19 protein-coding genes are annotated in these 19,848 nt (G+C 62.6%); 11 read left to right on the top strand and 8 right to left on the bottom strand.

Going from position 1 to position 19,848, the window contains the following annotated elements:
* Positions 1-62: 62 nt before the first annotated feature.
* The 6 genes from EBBID32_RS18145 to carA form a co-directional block, all read right to left on the bottom strand.
* On the bottom strand, positions 63-701 hold the full coding sequence (locus EBBID32_RS18145) for a rhomboid family intramembrane serine protease (RefSeq protein WP_006963280.1): 639 nt from the start codon (positions 699-701) through the stop codon (positions 63-65).
* A gap of 23 nt (positions 702-724) precedes the next feature.
* Positions 725-1,201 carry a transcription elongation factor GreA gene (gene greA, locus EBBID32_RS18150; RefSeq protein ID WP_006963282.1) on the bottom strand — a complete coding sequence of 159 codons (477 nt, stop codon included), beginning with the start codon at positions 1,199-1,201 and terminating at the stop codon, positions 725-727.
* Between the two features lie 80 nt (positions 1,202-1,281).
* Positions 1,282-4,617, bottom strand: coding sequence for a carbamoyl-phosphate synthase large subunit (gene carB / locus EBBID32_RS18155; RefSeq protein ID WP_006963284.1), 3,336 nt, complete (start codon positions 4,615-4,617; stop codon positions 1,282-1,284).
* A 1-nt stretch (position 4,618) separates the two neighbouring features.
* Positions 4,619-5,011 carry a hypothetical protein gene (locus EBBID32_RS18160; RefSeq protein ID WP_156022612.1) on the bottom strand — a complete coding sequence of 131 codons (393 nt, stop codon included), beginning with the start codon at positions 5,009-5,011 and terminating at the stop codon, positions 4,619-4,621.
* Between the two features lie 19 nt (positions 5,012-5,030).
* Positions 5,031-5,399 carry a ribonuclease E inhibitor RraB gene (locus EBBID32_RS18165; protein WP_006963288.1) on the bottom strand — a complete coding sequence of 123 codons (369 nt, stop codon included), beginning with the start codon at positions 5,397-5,399 and terminating at the stop codon, positions 5,031-5,033.
* Positions 5,396-6,646 carry a glutamine-hydrolyzing carbamoyl-phosphate synthase small subunit gene (gene carA, locus EBBID32_RS18170; protein ID WP_006963290.1) on the bottom strand — a complete coding sequence of 417 codons (1,251 nt, stop codon included), beginning with the start codon at positions 6,644-6,646 and terminating at the stop codon, positions 5,396-5,398. Before carA ends, EBBID32_RS18165 begins: the two co-directional genes overlap by 4 nt.
* Before the next feature lie 156 nt (positions 6,647-6,802).
* On the opposite strand from carA, the gene EBBID32_RS18175 reads away from it, so the two are divergent.
* The 8 genes from EBBID32_RS18175 to EBBID32_RS18210 all read left to right on the top strand — a co-directional run bounded on the left by EBBID32_RS18175 (position 6,803) and on the right by EBBID32_RS18210 (position 15,226).
* Complete coding sequence (locus EBBID32_RS18175) at positions 6,803-7,255, top strand: GatB/YqeY domain-containing protein (RefSeq protein ID WP_006963292.1); 453 nt, start codon at positions 6,803-6,805, stop codon at positions 7,253-7,255.
* A 63-nt stretch (positions 7,256-7,318) separates the two neighbouring features.
* Positions 7,319-7,708 (top strand): endonuclease domain-containing protein, encoded by a 390-nt coding sequence (locus EBBID32_RS18180; RefSeq protein WP_006963293.1) that lies wholly within the window; start codon positions 7,319-7,321, stop codon positions 7,706-7,708.
* Complete coding sequence (dnaG, locus tag EBBID32_RS18185) at positions 7,709-9,583, top strand: DNA primase (protein WP_006963295.1); 1,875 nt, start codon at positions 7,709-7,711, stop codon at positions 9,581-9,583.
* Positions 9,584-9,660: 77 nt separating this feature from the next.
* Positions 9,661-11,718, top strand: coding sequence for an RNA polymerase sigma factor RpoD (gene rpoD, locus EBBID32_RS18190; RefSeq protein WP_006963296.1), 2,058 nt, complete (start codon positions 9,661-9,663; stop codon positions 11,716-11,718).
* Positions 11,719-12,074: 356 nt separating this feature from the next.
* Positions 12,075-12,755 (top strand): DUF6975 family protein, encoded by a 681-nt coding sequence (locus tag EBBID32_RS18195; protein ID WP_006963297.1) that lies wholly within the window; start codon positions 12,075-12,077, stop codon positions 12,753-12,755.
* Positions 12,756-12,842: 87 nt separating this feature from the next.
* Positions 12,843-13,688, top strand: a complete 846-nt coding sequence (locus EBBID32_RS18200) for an AAA family ATPase (RefSeq protein WP_006963299.1) — start codon at positions 12,843-12,845, stop codon at positions 13,686-13,688.
* A gap of 2 nt (positions 13,689-13,690) precedes the next feature.
* Positions 13,691-14,104, top strand: a complete 414-nt coding sequence (locus EBBID32_RS18205) for a GFA family protein (protein WP_006963301.1) — start codon at positions 13,691-13,693, stop codon at positions 14,102-14,104.
* A 90-nt stretch (positions 14,105-14,194) separates the two neighbouring features.
* Positions 14,195-15,226: a hypothetical protein gene (locus tag EBBID32_RS18210; protein WP_006963303.1), complete on the top strand. Its 1,032-nt coding sequence runs from the start codon at positions 14,195-14,197 to the stop codon at positions 15,224-15,226.
* 37 nt (positions 15,227-15,263) lie between these two features.
* Here the strand turns inward: EBBID32_RS18210 and EBBID32_RS18215 are convergent, their stop codons facing one another.
* Positions 15,264-16,061 carry an SDR family NAD(P)-dependent oxidoreductase gene (locus EBBID32_RS18215; RefSeq protein WP_006963305.1) on the bottom strand — a complete coding sequence of 266 codons (798 nt, stop codon included), beginning with the start codon at positions 16,059-16,061 and terminating at the stop codon, positions 15,264-15,266.
* An 88-nt stretch (positions 16,062-16,149) separates the two neighbouring features.
* A complete protein-coding gene (locus EBBID32_RS18220; protein WP_006963307.1) occupies positions 16,150-16,875 on the bottom strand; it encodes a TetR/AcrR family transcriptional regulator in 726 nt (241 codons plus the stop codon).
* An 87-nt stretch (positions 16,876-16,962) separates the two neighbouring features.
* Between EBBID32_RS18220 and EBBID32_RS18225 the strand changes: the two genes are divergently transcribed.
* The 3 genes from EBBID32_RS18225 to EBBID32_RS18235 are packed head-to-tail and all read left to right on the top strand — an operon-like array spanning position 16,963 to position 19,812.
* The gene (locus EBBID32_RS18225) at positions 16,963-18,276 is read left to right on the top strand and encodes an aromatic ring-hydroxylating oxygenase subunit alpha (RefSeq protein ID WP_006963309.1); all 1,314 of its coding nucleotides are present in this window, start codon (positions 16,963-16,965) and stop codon (positions 18,274-18,276) included.
* Positions 18,269-18,799, top strand: coding sequence for a nuclear transport factor 2 family protein (locus EBBID32_RS18230; protein ID WP_006963311.1), 531 nt, complete (start codon positions 18,269-18,271; stop codon positions 18,797-18,799). The genes EBBID32_RS18225 and EBBID32_RS18230 overlap by 8 nt, the downstream gene beginning before the upstream one ends.
* Positions 18,800-18,807: 8 nt before the next feature.
* On the top strand, positions 18,808-19,812 hold the full coding sequence (locus EBBID32_RS18235) for an NADP-dependent oxidoreductase (protein WP_037491746.1): 1,005 nt from the start codon (positions 18,808-18,810) through the stop codon (positions 19,810-19,812).
* Positions 19,813-19,848 lie beyond the last annotated feature (36 nt).

Consider the following 19,848-nt stretch of genomic DNA (forward strand, 5'->3'; position numbering starts at 1 on the left):
GGCCAGCCACCTCCCCTTAAAGGGGAGGATTGGAAGCGACACGAAGCTGATCGACTACGACTTTAATTGAGGGGCTGGGGCGGCTTGCGGAAACGCCAGCGGAGCAGCGGGCGCGTCAGCACCAGCCCTGCCAGAAAGCCGCCAATATGCGCGGCAATGGCGATCTGGCCAAGGTCGCCCAATCCGCCTGCGGTCGCGATGCCGATCATCAATTGCAACCCGATCCACGCCGCTGCCAGCCAGAGCAGGCGCACGACATTGGCCGATAGCGGCCCGATACGGCGCACGGTCTGCTGGCTGTAGAGCAAGGCATAGGTCGCCATGATCGCCGAGATCGCGCCGCTGGCACCGACCATGGGGTTGGTCGATCCGGGATCGATCGCCCATTGCGCGGCGCAGGCGCCATAGGCACCCACCAGATAGAGGCAGAGCGTCCCGCCCTTCCCCAACACCTGTTCGACCTGTCGCCCGCAAAAGACCAGCATCAACAGGTTGAAGCCGATGTGCAGCCAGCCTGCGTGGATCAGCGCGCAACTGAGCGGCGTCAGCCAGACCGGGACCGCCGCCATGCCATCCAGCAGGGCCGGATCGGTGATCCGCGCCGGAATGAAGCCGCCAATGATGGCGGCCTCATCAGTGCGGCCGGTGAAATGGAGCAGCAGGAATATGACGAAAGTGATCGCCGCAATCCCGTTGGTCATCCTGCCTGCGGGCAATTTCACGGTCAGATGAAGGCGATTTTTTCGACCTGGTAGAATTTGTCGCCCGCCGGGACCGACACTTCCACATCCTCGCCCACCGTGCGACCGATCAGCGCGCGGCCGAGCGGGCTGTTATAGGAAATCATGCCGAGCTTGGCGTCCGCTTCGGCCTGACCCACGATCTGATATTTGACCGGCTTGTCATCCTCGTCGAGCAGGGTCACGGTCGCGCCGAACACGATCTTGTCGCCCGACAGGCTCTTGGGATCGATGATCTGCGCCCGCGACAGCTTGTCCTCCAGATCGGAGATGGTCGCTTCGACCTGGCCCTGCCGTTCCTTGGCCGCGTGATATTCGGCATTTTCCGACAGATCGCCATGCGCCCGCGCTTCTTCGATGGCGTCAACGATCAATGGCCGTTCAGCCTTGAGTTCGCGGAGCTGCGTCATGAGCTTGTCATAGCCCATCTGCAACATCGGCATCTTCTCAACGGTCGCCATTATGCAAATCCTTCGTCAAAACTTCCCTTTGGCGGCGACCAACATGGTGCCACCCGCAGCATGTGTCCTTGTGCAGGGGATCAGGCTTGCGACAGGGGATAATAGGACTGGAGCGACCGCACTTCAAGGGGATGGTCCCGTAAAGCCTCTATTGCATCGGCTGCGGCGACGCTGGCGGCGGCGGTGGTGAAGCTGGCAATCTTCGCCCTTAGAGCAGATGTGCGGATCGCCTTGCTGTCTTTCAGGGACTGCCAGCCTTCGGTAGTGTTGAAAATCAGCTGGACGTCGCCGTCGGTGATGCGGTCGACAATGTGCGGGCGGCCCTGCGCCACCTTGTTGACCGTTTCCACCGCGATGCCATTGTCGGCGAGATAAGTGGCGGTGCCGCCGGTCGCGATGATGCGGAAGCCCATGGCGGCGAGCTTCTTGGCAGCAGGCAGGATCACGGCCTTGTCACCGTCCTTGAGCGAGATGAACACCGTGCCGCTGGTAGGCAATATGGTACCAGCACCAATCTGTGCCTTGGCAAAGGCGGTTGCAAAATCGCTATCGATTCCCATGACTTCGCCGGTGCTTTTCATTTCCGGTGACAGGACCGGATCGACGCCGGGGAAGCGGCCGAAGGGGAATACCGCTTCCTTGACCGCAACATGCTTGATCGCATTGCGATCGATCACGGGCAGGTTTTCCAGCATCTCGCCCGCCATCACCCGCGCGGCGATCTTGGCGATGGGGGTGCCGATCGCCTTGGCGACGAAGGGGACGGTGCGGCTGGCGCGCGGGTTGACCTCGATCAGATAAACAGTGCCGTCCTTGACCGCGAACTGGATGTTCATCAGGCCGCGCACCGACAAGGCGTGGGCCAATATTTCGGTCTGCCGTTCGATTTCCGCGATGATATCATCGCTCAGGCTGTAGGGCGGCAGCGAGCAGGCGCTGTCGCCCGAATGGACGCCGGCTTCCTCGATATGCTGCAACACGCCCGCGACGACGACATCGACGCCATCGCACAGCGCATCGACATCGACCTCGATCGCGTCGCGCAGATATTGGTCGATCAGGACTGGCGATTCGCCCGATACCAGCACGGCGGTGGTGATATATTCTTCCAGTTGCGCCTGCCCGTCGACAATCTCCATCGCCCGGCCACCCAGAACATAGGAAGGGCGCATGAGGACGGGATAGCCGATGCGGTTGGCGACGGCGATCGCCTCCTCCCGGCTGCGGGCGATGCCATTGTCGGGCTGGCGCAGCTTGAGCTTGTCGATCAGCGCGGCGAAGCGCTCGCGATCTTCGGCGAGGTCAATGGCGTCGGGCGATGTGCCCAAAATGGGGATGCCTGCATCCTCAAGCGCCTGCGCCAGTTTCAGCGGAGTCTGGCCGCCAAACTGGACGATGACGCCCTTCAATGTGCCGTTCGACTTTTCGATGTCGAGGATTTCCAGCACATCCTCAGCGGTCAGCGGCTCGAAATAGAGGCGGTCCGACGTGTCATAGTCGGTGGACACGGTTTCCGGGTTGCAGTTGACCATGATCGTTTCATAGCCGACGTCGCTCAGCGCGAAGCAGGCGTGGACGCAGCAATAGTCGAACTCGATCCCCTGCCCGATCCGGTTCGGCCCGCCCCCAAGGATGACGACCTTTTCGCGGTCGGTCGGGGCGGATTCATTCTCCGCCTCGCCAAAGATCGGCGCTTCATAGGTCGAATACATATAGGGCGTTTTCGCCTCGAACTCGGCGGCGCAGGTGTCGATGCGCTTAAACACCGGGCGCACACCCAGCCTGTGGCGCAGCGCGCGCACTTCATCCTCGGTCACGCCGCCGGTCATCGCCTTGACCGCTTCGTGGATCAGACCGGAACCGCGCGCGATGCCGCGCTCCATGCCGCGCAGATTGGCGGATTTGAGCGCGAGATAGGCCAGGCGCTTGTCGGAAAAGCCCATGGATTTCAGGCGACGCATCCCGTCCGTGTCGCGCGGCAGGCCGTTTTCGAGGACTTCCCCTTCCGCCTCGACAATTTCCTTGATCCGTTCGAGGAACCAGGGGTCGAACTTGGCGATGGCGTGGATTTCCGCGACGGTCAGCCCTTCGCGCAAGGCCTGCGCCGCGACCAGCAACCGGTCGGGCGTGGGCTGCGACAGGGCGGCGATAATGTCATCCTTCGGCGCGCCGACCAGATGATCGACATCGTTGAAACCGCACAGGCCGGTTTCCAGACCGCGCAGCGCCTTCTGCATCGATTCATGGATGTTGCGGCCGATCGCCATGACTTCGCCGACGGACTTCATCGCGGTGCCGAGCAAAGGCTCTGCGCCCTTGAACTTTTCAAAGGCGAAGCGCGGGATCTTGGTCACGACATAGTCGATGGTCGGCTCAAACGACGCAGGCGTCGCGCCGGTGATGTCGTTGGTGATTTCGTCCAGCGTATAACCAACGGCCAGCTTCGCCGCGACCTTGGCAATCGGGAAGCCGGTGGCTTTGGACGCCAGCGCCGACGAGCGCGACACGCGCGGGTTCATCTCGATCACGATCAGGCGGCCATCCTTGGGATTGACCGCGAACTGTACGTTGGAACCGCCTGTTTCGACGCCGATTTCACGCAGCACCGCAATGGATGCGTTGCGCATGATCTGATATTCCTTGTCGGTCAGCGTCAGCGCTGGCGCGACAGTGATGCTGTCCCCGGTATGGACGCCCATCGGATCGACATTTTCGATCGAGCAGATGATGATGCAATTGTCCGCACGGTCGCGGACCACCTCCATCTCATATTCTTTCCAGCCGAGCAGCGATTCCTCGATCAGCACTTCGGTGGTGGGCGATGCGTCCAGCCCGCCGCGCACGATGGTCATGAACTCGTCGCGATTATAGGCAATGCCGCCGCCGGTGCCGCCCATGGTGAAGCTGGGGCGGATGATTGACGGCAGGCCGGTAAATTCCAGCGCCTCCAGCGCCTCCTCCATGGAGTGGGCGATGCGCGAACGGGCGGATTCGAGGCCAATCTTGTCCATGGCGTCGCGGAACTTGATCCGGTCCTCCGCCTTGTCGATGGCTTCGGCGTCTGCGCCGATCATCTGCACACCGTACTTCTCCAGCGTGCCGTCATTGAACAGGGCCAGCGCCGTGTTGAGCGCGGTCTGCCCGCCCATCGTCGGCAGCACCGCGTCCGGCCGCTCCTTCTCGATGATCTTCGCCACGATTTCGGGCGTGATCGGCTCGACATAGGTGGCGTCGGCAAATTCCGGGTCGGTCATGATCGTGGCCGGGTTGGAATTGACCAGGATGATGCGATAGCCCTCTTCCTTGAGCGCCTTCACCGCCTGCGTGCCCGAATAATCGAACTCGCACGCCTGACCGATGATGATCGGGCCAGCGCCGATGATGAGGATGGAGGAGATGTCGGTTCTTTTGGGCATGTTATCCCTGCACTAGTTCAATTGTACGACCGAAGCAGAGGTTCTCTGCCCCGATGATGTCAGTTTTGGCGGCGGAATGAGCAATCTTCAAAATATCGTCCGACATCCATTTCATTGTCACGTTCGGCTCACCATCCAGCGCAACCGCTCGGCATTCGCCTTTCCAGAAACGTCCGCTCTGCAGCATGACGACCCGCGAATAACCCGTAGTGGCACCGCAATCCGTCATCTGAACGCGAGCTATTATTTCGCCGTCAGGTGAATGGTTCGACGAGAAGATCGACGTTTCACACATCCCCACACCTAACGCAGAATCGAGCAACACAAGACCAGCGCCTGCAAAACAGACTACTGCTCCGAAAGCCAACAACAGACCTTTCGTGCGCGCTTTCAAAATTCCTGCCTAAATTCGCTCAATGCACCGCCCCCGTCCGCGCTTCGCACCCCCAACCGTCATATTCCACGCCGCACAAAATCTCGATCTGGAGGCATTTTTTAGTCAGGGCGCGGATGGAGGCTTCGTCCACCGCCTGTTCGCATTCGAGGAACAGGAACAGGTCGCCATCCTCATCCTCTTCGCGGTCCAGTTCGACCATGCCGAACTGGCTGGCGATTTCCAGGACGCGGTCGAAATCCTTGTCATTGCCCTTGAAGCTGACGTCCACGGCGCGCGGGATCATCGCCTTGTCGCCATTGGCGGCGAGGTTGGCGAGGACTTCGCGGTCCGCTTCCCATTCGGCGGCGAGGCGCGCTTCATCGACGGGGGGCAGCTTGATGCTCATGGTGCCACCGCTTTCTTGAGGCCATCGACGAAGCGCTGGAACAGGTAGAAACTGTCCTGCGGGCCGGGCGAGGCTTCGGGGTGATATTGGACCGAGAAAGCGTTTTTGTCGGTCAAGGCAATGCCGCAATTGCTGCCGTCGAACAGCGAGATGTGGGTCGAACGCACATTGGCGGGGAGCGTGGCGGCATCGACCGCGAAGCCGTGGTTCATGCTGGTGATTTCGACCAGCCCGTCCTCCAGTCGCTTGACCGGATGGTTCGCGCCTCTGTGGCCCTGATGCATCTTGATGGTCTTTGCGCCCACGGCAAGGCCCAGCAACTGGTGGCCAAGGCAGATGCCGAATACCGGAATGTCCGCGTCCAGCACCTGCCGGATCACCGGCACGGCGTAAGCGCCGGTCGCGGCGGGATCGCCCGGACCGTTGGAGAGGAACACGCCGTCGGGGCCAAGCGCCGACACCTGATCGAAGGTAGCGGTGGCAGGCAGCACAGTGACGCGCGCGCCGGCCTTTACGAGATTGCGGAAGATGTTGTTCTTTGCGCCATAATCGATCGCGACGACATGGGGTCTTGAACTATCTCCGTTCGCTTCGAGCGCAGTCGAGAAGCCAGTTTCAGGTGTCTCGACTTCGCTCGACACGAACGGGATTTGGGTTTCGTTCAGGCTATATCCTTTGCCCAGCGTCCATGGTCCACCTTCCCACAGGCGGCTGTCCTTGCCCGTCACTTCGATGGCGAGGTCCATGCCCTCCAGACCCGGCCAGGCGGCGGCCTTGGCCGCCAGCGCGGCGATGTCGAACGCGCCATCGGGATCATGGGCGATGACGATGTTGGGCGCGCCCTTTTCACGGATCATGCGGGTCAGCGCGCGGGTGTCGACGCCCGACAGGCCGATGCGGCCATGGTCGCGCATCCACTCGTCGAACGGCTGGACGTTGCGGAAATTGCTCGGTTCGGTCACATCCTGCCGCACGACGCAGCCAAGCGCGAAGGGCGTGTCCGCCTCTACATCGTCCGCGTTGGTGCCGACATTGCCGATATGGGGGAAGGTGAAGGTCACGACTTGGCCCGCATAGCTGGGGTCGGTCATGATTTCCTGATAGCCGGTGATGGCGGTGTTGAAGCAGAGTTCGCCTACCGCTTCGCCCACAGCGCCGAACCCACGGCCGAACACGGCGGAACCATCGGCGAAAACCAATACCCCTGTCGCTCCTTTGGGCACAATGAGGGTCTTGGCGTCAGCCATGGTCGGGTGGTCCTTTTTTGCTTTTGCGGGGTCCCGTCTGGTGCGGGTTAAACGGCCGGTCACCTATGCCTGTGCGGCGTCGCGGTCAACGCCTGTTAAAAATCTCTTTTGGCACTATATCTGCTCCTTTCCGACAATGAGAGGATTCGCTTCGCCATGATTCGCGATACCATCAAGAGCGCCCAGATCACAGCCATGAAGGCGGGCGAAAAAGAACGCCTGGCCGCCGTGCGCCTGATCCTGGCCAAGCTGAAGGACCGCGACATCGAATTGCGCGTGGCCAGCAACGTGCCGGATGACGATGTGGTGGTGGTCGAAGTGCTGCAGAAAATGGTCAAGCAGCGCCGCGAATCGATAGAGATGTTCAGGAGCGGCGGGCGCGACGAACTGGCGGCGAAGGAACAGAGCGAGCTGGAAGTGATCGAAAGCTTCCTGCCGCAGCAGCTGAGCGAGGACGAGACGAAGGCGGCGATCGAAGGGATCAAGGCCGAGGTCGGCGCGGCGAGCGTGAAGGATATGGGCAAGGTGATGGCGGTGCTGAAGGAACGGCACGGCCAGGTCATCGACATGAGCAAGGCAAGCGCGCTGGTGAAGGCGGCGCTGGGTTGATCTGGCGCTGATAGTCCCCCTCCCGCTTGCGGGAGGGGTCAGGGGAGGGCATGTTCGATCCCTATGGACAAAGGCTATGCCCGCCCCACCGCAAGAGCGCGCGACCTGCGCAACAATGCGACGGACGCCGAGCGCGTGCTGTGGCAGGCGATCAATGCGCGCAAAGTGTCCGGCATCCGTTTCAACCGCCAGGTGCCCATCGGCCCCTTCATCTGTGATTTCGTGGCGCGATCCATTGGTCTGGTGATTGAGGTTGATGGTGGCCAGCATGAGGATGCCGTCGATGCGGCGCGGACGCGCTATATCGAGGCGCAGGGATTTCGCGTCATTCGTTTCTGGAACAATGATGTGTTGGGCAATTTGGACGGGGTGATTAAGGACATTATGCGCGTCGTGGCGGACATGCCCTCCCCCGACCCCTCCCGCAAGCGGGAGGGGAGGCATGGGCTTTAGATGTCGCTGACCCCCGCCTTTCTCGACGAATTGCGTGCGCGCACGTCGCTGTCGACGCTGATCGGGCGTACCGTGAAGGTGCAAAAGGCGGGCCGCGAGTATAAGGCCTGCTGCCCGTTCCATAATGAGAAAACGCCCAGCTTCACGATCAACGACGAGAAGGGTTTTTACCACTGCTTCGGTTGCGGGGCGCATGGCGATGCGATCCGGTGGATGACCGATCAGCGCGGCCTGCCCTTCATGGAGGCGGTCGAGGAACTGGCGCAGGCGGCGGGGATGGATGTGCCCGCGCCCGATCCGCGCGCGGCGCAGCGGGCGGAGGCGGCCAAGGGGCTGCATGATGCTATGGCGGCGGCGCAGGGCTTTTTCGAGGAGCAGCTGGGCGGGATCGAGGGCGCGGACGCGCGGGCTTATCTGGGCAAGCGCGGGATCAGCGATGCGACGCGGCGGGCGTTCGGCTTTGGCTATTCGCCCGATGGGCGCGGAAGGTTGAAAGGCGCGCTCAAGGAGTTTGGCGAGCCGATGCTGGTCGAGGCGGGTCTCCTGATAAACCCAGACGGAGAACGCGACACCTATGACCGTTTTCGTGGGCGGTTGATGCTGCCGATCCGTGACATTCGCGGGCGAGTGATCGCCTTTGGCGGGCGGATATTGGGCGCAGGAGAGCCGAAATATCTGAACTCCCCCGACACGCCCTTGTTCGACAAGGGGCGCACGCTCTACAATATCGACCGCGCCTCCCCCGCCAGCCGCAATACGGGCCGGGTGATCGTGGTCGAAGGCTATATGGACGTGATCGCGCTGGCGCAGGCGGGCTTTGGCGATGCGGTCGCGCCGCTGGGCACGGCACTGACCGAGCATCAGATCGAACGATTGTGGAAGATGGTCGAGGTGCCGATCCTGTGTTTCGATGGCGATTCGGCGGGGCAGAAGGCAGCGATCCGCGCCGCGATGCGCGCCCTGCCCCTGCTGCGCCCCGGCCATAGCCTGGCCTTTGCGACGCTGCCTGTGGGGAAAGACCCTGACGACCTGATCCGCGCCGAAGGGCCAGCGGCGATGGACGCGGTGCTGAACGCTGCACAACCACTGGTCGATCGGCTGTGGAGCCATGAACAGACGGTCGCGCCGCTCGACACGCCGGAGCAGAAGGCCGCGCTCAAGCAAAGGCTGGCCGCGATTACCGAGGCGATCGGCCATCCCGACGTGCGCGCGCATTATGCCCACGCCTTTCGCGAACGCTATGACGCGCTGTTCTTTGCCCGCCCCGCCTTCAACAACGCACCGCGCGGGCAGGGCAACAGCAATGCCGCGCGATGGCAGCGTGACAAGAAAGGCAACTGGAAGCCGCCCATCGCCCCGGTCGGGCAGGAAGCGCGGGCGATCGGCGCGACGGGCATGGAACAGCGGCTGCTGCGCGCGATTCTGGCCAGTTTGCTGCGCCACCCGGACCAGATTGTCCGCCACCGCGAGACGCTGGCAAGCCTGCATGTGGCCGATCGTGCGCTGGGTCAGTTGCTCGCGGCGATGATTGCTGCTTCCTTTCGCAAAGAAACAGTTGAAACTGATGGCCTCCTTACCATATTGGGGCCAGGTGAAGTGTATAATATGGCGAAGGGGATGCTTCGGGCCGACACGTTCACATTCACCCCCCACAGGATGACAGCCGACGCCGATCGCGTAACGCGCGATCTGGAGGAGGCAATCGGGGTGATGGCGCAGGGACCGGAACTGGAAGCTGCGCTGGCGGAGGCGACGAGACGGGCGAGGGATGACCTCAACGAGGAAAGCTATGCCGAGCAGCAACGGGTCCATCGACTGAAAATGGACCATGAAAGCCGCCTGGCGGAACTGGCGCAGTCCGACGACATTGAGTGACATGATCGTTCCGGCATGGAACGAAGGGTTTGAATGATCGCTCCCGCAAGAGGGAGCGGCGGAGTTAAGGCGAATAAATGGCGACCAAGGCGAACAGCAAAAGTGCGGGTGCGGGCGATGGCGGGGATGAAGGCGGCGATGCCCCCCTGCTCGACCTCAACGAAGCCTCGGTCAAGAAGCTGCTCGCCCGTGCCAAAAAGCGCGGCTACATCACCTATGACGAGCTGAACAATGCCCTGCCGCAGGACCAGATGTCCTCCGAACAGATCGAGGACGTGATGTCCGCGCTCAATGACATGGGCGTCAACATCGTCGAAAATGAAGAAGCCAGCGATGATGGTGAGGACCAGCAGCGCGAGGATGATAATGACGACGCCAATGAAACGGCGGAGGACGATGACGGCTCACCCCGGCTGATCACCGAGAAGAAGAAGGAAACGGTCGATCGTACCGACGATCCCGTTCGCATGTATCTGCGCGAAATGGGCGCGGTGGAACTGCTCAGCCGTGAAGGCGAAATCGCCATCGCCAAGCGGATCGAGGCTGGCCGCGACACGATGATTTTGGGCCTGTGCGAAAGCCCGACGACCTTCAACGCGATCATCGAATGGTCGACCGCGCTCAACAATGGCGAAATGCAGTTGCGCGAGATCCTCGATCTCGACGCGATGCTGTCGAAAGACCCTGCCCCGGAGAGCCTGGAGGAAGGCGCCGAGGATGATGATGGCGAGATAAGCGAAAAGACCGCCGGTCCCAGCTTCAAGGAAGAGGAGGAGCCTGAAGAGGAATCCGCCGACGCCGACGAGGATGAGGATGGTTCGGGCGAACGCCGCACCCGTCGGGTCGAAGAGGAAGAGGAAGAGGACAACACCCTCTCCCTCGCCCAGATGGAAGAGACTCTCAAGCCGATGGCGCTGGAGAAGTTTGCGACCATCACCGAGATTTTCCGCGCCTTTTCAAGCATTCAGTCCGCGCGCATGTTGGCCATGGGCAATGGTGACATGCTGAGCCAGGCCGAAGAGGACAGCTATCATGAGCTGCGCGAAAGCCTGACCGCGCAGGTCGAGAGCGTTCAGTTCCATCAGCAGAAGATCGAATATCTGGTCGATCAGCTCTATGCCTATAACCGGCGCCTGACCGCGCTGGGCGGGCAGATGCTGCGTCTGGCCGAGCGCCACAAGGTGCCGCGCAAGGACTTCCTTGACCGCTATGTGAATCATGAGCTGGACGATGGCTGGATGGACCGGGTTGCCGGGCTGGACAAGAAATGGACCGCCTTCGTCGCTGCCGAAGGGCGCGCGGTGGAACGTATCCGCACCGAAGTCAGCGAAATCGCGCAGGCGACCGGCATGTCGCTCAGCGAGTTCCGCCGCATCGTCAACATGGTGCAGAAGGGCGAGCGCGAGGCACGGATCGCCAAGAAGGAAATGGTCGAGGCGAACCTGCGTCTGGTCATCTCCATCGCTAAAAAATATACGAACCGTGGCCTGCAATTCCTTGATCTTATTCAGGAAGGCAATATCGGCCTGATGAAGGCGGTCGACAAGTTCGAGTATCGCCGCGGCTACAAGTTCAGCACCTATGCGACCTGGTGGATCCGGCAGGCGATCACCCGATCGATCGCCGATCAGGCGCGGACCATTCGTATCCCGGTCCATATGATCGAGACGATCAACAAGCTGGTGCGCACCAGCCGCCAGTTCCTGCACGAGCAGGGCCGCGAACCGACCCCGGAGGAGATGGCCGAACGCCTCTCCATGCCGCTGGAGAAGGTGCGCAAGGTGATGAAGATCGCCAAGGAGCCGATCTCCCTCGAAACGCCGATCGGCGACGAGGAGGACAGTCATCTGGGCGATTTCATCGAGGACAAGAATGCGATCATCCCGGTGGATGCGGCGATTCAGGCGAACCTCAAGGAAACCGTCACCCGCGTGCTGGCGTCGCTGACGCCGCGCGAGGAGCGCGTGCTGCGGATGCGCTTTGGCATCGGCATGAACACCGATCACACGCTGGAGGAAGTGGGCCAGCAGTTCAGCGTGACCCGCGAACGTATCCGCCAGATCGAGGCGAAGGCACTGCGCAAGCTCAAGCATCCGAGCCGCAGCCGCAAGATGCGCAGCTTCCTCGACCAGTAAGCTGCTGCTTATCGGCGATTTTCAAAGGGCGGCCCGCACAGGCCGCCCTTTTTTATGGCGATCATATCCTTTGCAAACCCGATATCGGCATGATGAACAAAGCTCATCCTCCCCTGCAAGGGGAGGTGTCGGGCCGCAGGCCGGACGGAGGGGTGTCATGCTATCGAGAGGGTGACACCCCTCCACCATCGGCTACGCCGACGGTCCCCCTCTCCTTACAGGGGAGGATTTCCGGTGCTGGACTTGCAAGGAAGACGATCGCCTTTTTTCTCGTCCGTAAACCGCTCCTTTACCCCGTTCCCGTAGCTTGACCGTCAAATCCCCGCTGGCGGATCGGGGCTGATAGGGAATGGCATATGAGCGAAGCGGCACCACGCTATCAATTTGGCGACATATCGCGGATATTGGAGGCGCTGGTCGCCGCCGATGGCACGGCGGCCCATGCCTATGCCAATCGGGCGGGTGCCAGTGTGGCGCGCGATTCCCTGTTGTCGCTGGGCGATCTGGCCGACGGCGCATATTATCTCTGTCTGCTCCACGGCCGCCATCCCGGTGTGATTGATCATGCCGCCACACGATCAGCCGACAATGCCGCCCGTGCATGGTTGATCGAGGCCGCCGATTCCTTTGCCACCGAGCGCGCCTATCTGACCCAGGTTTCGGTCGCTGTCGGCCCCGCCCCCAGCACGGCGGGCCAGGCCGATTGCGAAACCACCGTCGGCCAGCAACGCCATGCGCTCGACATGCTGGCCCAGTCCGACCGGCGCGGCTGCGCCATGGGCGCGGCGATGGCGCTGGTGCTGGACTGGCGCGCGGTGCGCCATATCCTGGACATGGCGGCGATCCGCGCAGGGCTGGAGCCGCATCGCTGCACCCTGCCCGACCGCGCCGCCACGCTGGAGGTCGCGCGTGCGATCGGCGGCGATGACGTGGTTGACCGGGCGATCCAGTTTGGCGCGCGCCAATTGCTGAACCAGCATCGCGGCCTGTGGGATTTGCTTTCCGCCCGCGCCGATGTGCGCGCACGCCAGCTCTGACCCCTCTGCAATAACGCCAGCGCGACTTGCGCCAGCGCGTGGCTTTGCCTAGTCCGGTTGCCAAGATTGGCAAACGGGCGGGATATTATGCGTTTTGAAGGCACCCAGGATTATGTCGCGACCGACGACCTGAAGGTCGCGGTCAATGCCGCCGTGTTGCTGCGCCGCCCTCTGCTGGTGAAGGGGGAGCCGGGGACCGGCAAGACCGTGCTGGCGCAGGAGATTGCGACCGCGCTGGGCGCGCCGCTGATCGAATGGAACGTCAAGTCCACGACCAAGGCGCATCAGGGGCTTTATGAATATGACGCCGTCGCCCGTTTGCGCGACGGGCAGCTGGGCGATGAGCGCGTCCACGACATTTCCAATTATATCCGCAAGGGCAAGCTGTGGGAGGCCTTCACCTCTCCCACCCTGCCCGTGCTGCTGATCGACGAGATTGACAAGGCCGACATCGAATTCCCCAACGACCTGTTGCAGGAACTCGATCGCATGGCGTTCCATGTCTATGAAACCGGCGAGACGATCGCCGCGAAGGACCGACCGATCGTCATCATCACGTCGAATAATGAGAAGGAATTGCCCGACGCCTTCCTGCGCCGCTGCTTCTTCCACTATATCAAATTCCCCGACCGTGAGACGATGCAGGCCATTGTCGACGTGCATTTCCCCGGCATCCAGAAAATCCTGGTCAGCAAGGCGATGGATATTTTCTACGATATTCGGGACGTGCCGGGCCTGAAGAAAAAGCCCAGCACCAGCGAGTTGCTCGACTGGCTCAAGCTGCTGCTCAATGAGGACATGCCGCTCGACGTTCTCCAGAATAGCGATCCGACCAAGGCGATCCCGCCGCTGCATGGCGCGCTGCTCAAAAATGAGCAGGATGTCATGATGTTCGAGCGGCTGGCCTTCATGGCGCGGCGGCAGGGGCGCTGACGATGGCGCATGAGGCCGGATGCCTGTGCGGCGCCGTCCGCATATTGATCGATGCGGAACCGATCGTGGCGCGCCAATGCTGGTGCCGCCTGTGCCAATATCTGGGCGCGGGATCGGGCACGGTGAATGTCATCTTTCCGACCGAAGCCGTAACGACGACGGGCGAAGTCCGCTGGCACGCCAGCATCGCCGACAGCGGCAATGCGATGCGGCGGGGCTTTTGCCCGCAATGCGGCACGCCGATTTTCAGCATGGCCGAATCGCGCCCGCATCAGACCATCATCCGGGCCGGTGCGCTGGATGATCCGGGGCTGATCGGGCCGCAGGCGGTGATCTGGACGCAGGCCGCCCCGCCTTGGGCGCTGCATGACCCCGACCTGCCTCAATATCCGGCGCAAATCCCGCCCGCGACGTAAAAGGCGCTTGCGCGCACGCGCATTGTCTGTAGCCTTTCCTTAACAATTCAAGACCGCGCCAAGACGGTCTGAATCCGGGGAAGGATGCCAATGCCCAAGCGCGCCCTCATCATGTTTTCAGCCGCCCTTTGCCTGGCCGTGCCTTCACTGGCGCGCGCGGCGGACGAGATGGAAGCATGGTCGCCGACCGACACCGCCATCCGCGCCACCACGGCGGGGATCAGCCTGCCGCAGACGATCGCCAGCCTGTCACTGACCAAGAGCGGCGAAGCCTCCAATGGCGGTCGCGCGGTGGACAATTATGCGCAATATCTGTCCGAGGATGGCGCGATCCAGGCGACGCTCTACGTCTATCTGCCGACCTATGCCGATGCCTCGCTGGCCGCCTATATGACCGACAAGGCGATCATGGAGCGGTTCGGATCGCGCACGCGGCGCACCGCCTATGCCAGCGCCCCGGTGGCGGGCAAGGCCGACAGCGCGATCCGTGCGGTTTATGACGATGCCGCCGATGGCGCACTGACGACGGCGGCGGGCTTCGTCCATGCCGGGCGATGGATCGTCAAGATCCGCGTGACCGGACCGACCGAACGTCGCACAGAGGTGCTGGCCGGGCTGGACGGGATGTTGGCGGGACTGACGCTGGACGATCCGGCATCGCTGCACGCGACCGGGCCTGCCAGGTTCGATTCATGCCCCGCCGCCGATATACGCGACGCGCGTCTGACCAAGGACGATACCACCCCCGCCCCCCCGCAGGATGTCCGCATCCCGCGCGAGGGCAAGGATGCGCTGTGCATACGCGGCACGGTAACCACCGCCGAGGGGCGCTATGACATGCTCCAGCAGGCCGGGCGTAGCGATGGCGCGATCATCGTGCCGGTGGATGACAGCGGCACGGTGCTGGCGTTCGATCCGGCGGCGCAGGGCAAGGGCTACAAGCTGTCGATCCATATGGTCGGGCAGACCGACCTTTATGGCGTCTATGACCGCGTCCCCAGCCCACGCCAGATCGCCGCGATCCTCGACGGCAAAGACCCGCAGACAGCGAAGGCCGAGGCGACCGCCGCCTATGCGGCCAATGGCGACGTGACGATGGTGCAGTCCGGCACGGCGCGCTGAGGCCCGTTATTGCAGCGGCGGCGTTTCGGGTTGCACCTCACCCCGCTGCCATGGCGGCGGCGACCGATGCTTCTATGTCGGCCTTGCCCGGATTGGCGCGCAGGGTCAGGCCGCCACTCACCTGGAGATTCTGGCCGGTCATGAAACATTCGTCGCTGGCCAAAAACACGCAACTGGCCGCAATATCGTCCGACGTGCCGTAGCGCCCCAGCGGATAGCCCTTTCTGAACGCCTCCATCAGGCCGGGCACGGCGGCCGCATCCGCCGTCATCGGGGTTTCGGTGATGCCCGGCGACACGCTGTTGGCGCGGATGCCCAGATGGCCAAATTCATTGGCGACGGTGCGGAGCATATGATCGGTCCCGGCCTTGGTCGCCATATAGGCGGCATGATCGTGGAACATGATCGTCGCGGTGGCGGAGCTGATCTGGATGATCGATCCGCCGCCGCGCCGCTCCATCGCCGGGATCAGCGCCTGCGCCAGCTGGAACGGTCCGCGCAGTTGCAGCGCGTACATGGCGTCCAGATCGTCCTGCGTCGTGTCGAGGAAGGGTTTGAGCAGACCCCAGCCGGTGGCGTTGACGGCAATGTCGATGCCACCCAACGCCTGTTCGGCGGCGTCGACCATGGCAAAGATGCTGGCGCGATCGGTCATGTCGCCAGCGATAGCCACGCCGCCAATCTCATCGGCCAGCGGCACCATGGCGTCCACCTTGCGCCCGGCAATGGCGACCCGCGCGCCTTCGGCCGCGAAGCGGCGGGCGATGGTCTGGCCCATATTATCCTTGCCAGCCGCGCCCACCACCAATGCCGTCTTGCCTTGCAGACGCGCCATATCATCCTCCCTCAACACCGGTTCACTATTGCCTGGATGACGGGACTATGGCCAGGGGCCAACTCGGCTTTGTGCTAGGCCCGCGCATTCAGTCGCCGCCCGCGCCCAGCCCGGTAAAGCCCGCCGCGACGAAATCGACCAGCCGGTCGACCATGGCGTCCAGATCGCTGGAGCTGAAACGCCCGCCCGATTGCCGGTCGAGCATCCCGCTTTCGACCAATATATGCGTGGTCATCGCCTGAAAGAAGAAGAAGCACCAATGAACGTCGCCTTCGTCCATTTCCGGGTGAAGAGCGTGAAGCGCGTGGACATAGGCGGCGATCAGATCGTCGAAATGCTGGCGGAAGGGAGAGACGAAAGCCTCCCCCTGCGGCAGGTTGGCGACCAGCGCCATCAGCCGGATATAATTTTTCCAGCCCGGCCCGCCGCGCATCGAGCGATCGACAATGGGGGTGATGAAGGCGCGGATGATGGCGCGGCGGCGGTCGGTCCGGCTGCCAGCCAGCGTCACGGCCTGCGCCAGCGTCTGGGCCATGCCGTCGGCATGTTCGTCGGCCCGGCGATCGATCACGGCGCGGAACAGATCATCCTTCGACCCGAAATGATAATGGGTCAGCGCGACCTGAACCCCCGCCTCAGTCGCGATGTCACGCAGCGAAACGCCGTAGAAACCCCGCTGCGAAAAGAGCGACTCGGCGGCGTCGAGAATACGGGCCGCCGTCTCCGGCGCGCGGCGGCGGTCGGGCTTTGGCGAGGCTTTTGCGCCCGTTTCGGCACCTGACGTTTCCGCTAGTTTTAACGTATTTCCGCCCATTCCAGACCTATGCCCGACGAATTGACAGGCGACAAGCCGCTCCGATATATTTAGTCGATCGTTCAAATAATAAGCGAGAGGCATGTCATGACGGTGGAATCTTTCCTGGGTCGCAGAATCGCGGACTATGATCCGCCCGTGCGCGGCGACCGCATTACCGGCGAACGCTATTATGCGCAGCGCTGGGCCGATGCGGAATGGCAGCATGTCTGGACCCGGACCTGGCATATTGGCGGCATGGCGGCCGACCTGGAGGAAGCGGGCGATTTCCTGACCCATGCGATCGGGCGGGAATCGATCGTGATGCTCTGTCAGGAGGATGGATCGGTCAAAGCCTTTTACAATGCCTGCAAGCACCGCGGATACCGCTTGGCCTGGACCGAAGTGGGTGGCGCGCCGCTGCTGACCTGCGGCTATCATGGCTGGAAATATGCGCCGGACGGCACGCTGGCCCATGTGCAGGACCCGGATGATTTTCCCGGCGGTTCGCCCTGCGGCAAGGTGAAGCTGGAGGAAATTCCCTGCACGGTGTGGGGCGGCTTCGTGTGGTTCAGCATGGATCGCGACGTCGCCCCTTTAAGCGCGTGGCTGGGCGCTGCCGGGGTCCAGCTGGAGCAATGGCAGATGGGCGCGATGACGCGGGTGATGGCGCTCAAGTCCGACGTGCCGTGCAACTGGAAGATCATCCGCGACAATTTCAACGAAAGCTATCATCTGCCCACGCTCCACCCGCAAATTGCCGGGTCGATCGACGATGCGCTGGACGGAACCATCTTCGAGATGAACCCCGAAGGCCATAATTGCATGGTGATGCGCGGGTTGAAGCCATCGGGCCGCTATCCGACCGCCGATATATTGGAAATGCCGCTGGCGCAGGCGCTGGAATATTGGGAGCTGGACCCCAAGGATTTCGAGGGCCGCGCCAGCCAGGCCCGCGACGCCATATTGGCGCAGAAGCGCAAATTGGGCGCGGCGAAGGGCTATGCCCATTATGCCGGGATGGGTGACAGCGAGATTATCGACTATCATCACTACACGCTGTTCCCCAACATCACCCTGACCATGTGGCCGGACGGGTTCCAGTTGCTGCGGTCGGAGCCGCACCCGACCGACCCGGAACGCTGCATTTTCGACCATTGGTTCATGGCGCATGAAATCCCCGACAGCGATGTCGTGTTCGGGCCGATGGGACCAACGCCGTTTGAACAGGTCGAGCGCGAGACGATCATATTCGGGACCAAGACGCTGGGCGATGTCGCCGATCAGGATATGAGCGTGGCGATCGGCCAGCAGCAGGGGCTACATTCGCGGGGCTATACGGGCGGTATGCTGGCAGGGCAGGAAAAGCGGGTGCAGATGTTTCATGAGCGGCTGAACGATCTGTGCGGCATCCATGACTGAGGCGAGCGCAGTCGAGCTTCTGATCGCCAAGCAGCAGCTTGCCGAGCTGACCATGGCTTATTGCCGGGGGGTGGATCGTGCGGACGTCGCGCTGCTCCGGTCGATCTTTCACGATGACAGTGTCGTCGAAAGCGGTGTGTTCAATGGCAGTGGATCGGACTTTGCCGTGGAAATCTGCGCCATCGTCCAGTCCGCCTTCCACCAGACGGCGCATATGATGACCAATCAGTGGTTCCGGGTCGATGGCGACGATGCAGTCGGCGAATCCTATGTGTTCGGAGTGGCTACGCCGCGCAGCGAAACCGACCGGTCGGTGCAGATGCTGTCGGGCGGGCGCTATCTCGACCGGTTCGCGCGCCGGGGCGGCGTGTGGAAATTCAGTGAGCGCCGCTATGTCAGCGACTGGGCGATCCATCAGCCTTCAGGCGGACCGGACGATGTGCTGCGCGCGCCCTATCCGTTGCGCGGCGCGCAGGGGGCGGATGATCCTGTCCATCATCTCTGGCAAGGACCGGGTCAATGAGTGCCATCATGAACCGCCGTTTCATACTGGCGGCGCGGCCCGACGGGCTGCCGCAGGAGAGCGATTTCCGGCTGGAGGACAGCCCCCTGCCCGTGCCCGGCCCCGGCCAGATCGTCATCCGCAACCATTATGCCTCGCTCGACCCGGCCATTCGGGGCTGGCTGGACGACACGCCAAGCTATTTGCCGCCGGTGGCGCTGGGCGACGCTGTGCGGGCGTCGACCATCGGCACGGTGGAGGCAAGCCATGTCGATCGCTTTGCACCGGGCGACTGGGTGATGGGGCTGAACCGGATCGAACAATATAGCGTCGTGACGCCGGATGATTTCATGCATCCGATCGACGTGATGCTGGCGCCGTCAGTGACCAGCTATCTCTCCGCCATGGGTGCGGTCGGGCTGACCGCCTGGTTCGGGGTGAGCGAGATTATGAAGCCCAGGGCGGGCCAGACTTTGCTGGTCAGCGGCGCGGCGGGCGCAGTCGGATCGATGGTCGGACAGTTGGCGAAATTGCAGGGCGCGCGGGTGGTCGGCATCGCGGGCGGCGCGGCGAAATGCGCCAGGCTGATCGACCATTATGGTTTCGACGCGGCGATCGACTATCGCGGCAAGGATGTCGCTGCGCTGGCGGCGGACATTGGCGCGGCCTGTCCGCAGGGGATCGACCATGTCTATGAGAATGTCGGCGGCACCTGCCTCGACGCGGCGCTGCTGCATATCAACACCCAGGCGCAGATCATCCTGTGCGGGCTGATTGCCGAATATAATGGCGACCCGCAAGGCGCGCGCAACATCTGGCAGCTGATCGTCAAGACCGCGACGATGCGCGGCTATCTGCTGACCGAATTTGTCGATCGCTTCCCCGAAGGCAGCCGCGCCATCGCCGCGCTGATCGCGCAGGGCAAGCTGCTGTTCGACGAGCATATCGAGGACGGGATCGACCGCGCCTATCCCGCCTTCATGCGGCTGTTTGATGGCAGCAATGACGGCAAGATGATCCTGAAACTGGCCTGAGGCCATTTTGGCGACAGTGAAGCCGACATAGCGAAC

It is taken from the genome of Sphingobium indicum BiD32, assembly GCF_000382885.1.
Classification (GTDB): domain Bacteria; phylum Pseudomonadota; class Alphaproteobacteria; order Sphingomonadales; family Sphingomonadaceae; genus Sphingobium; species Sphingobium japonicum_C.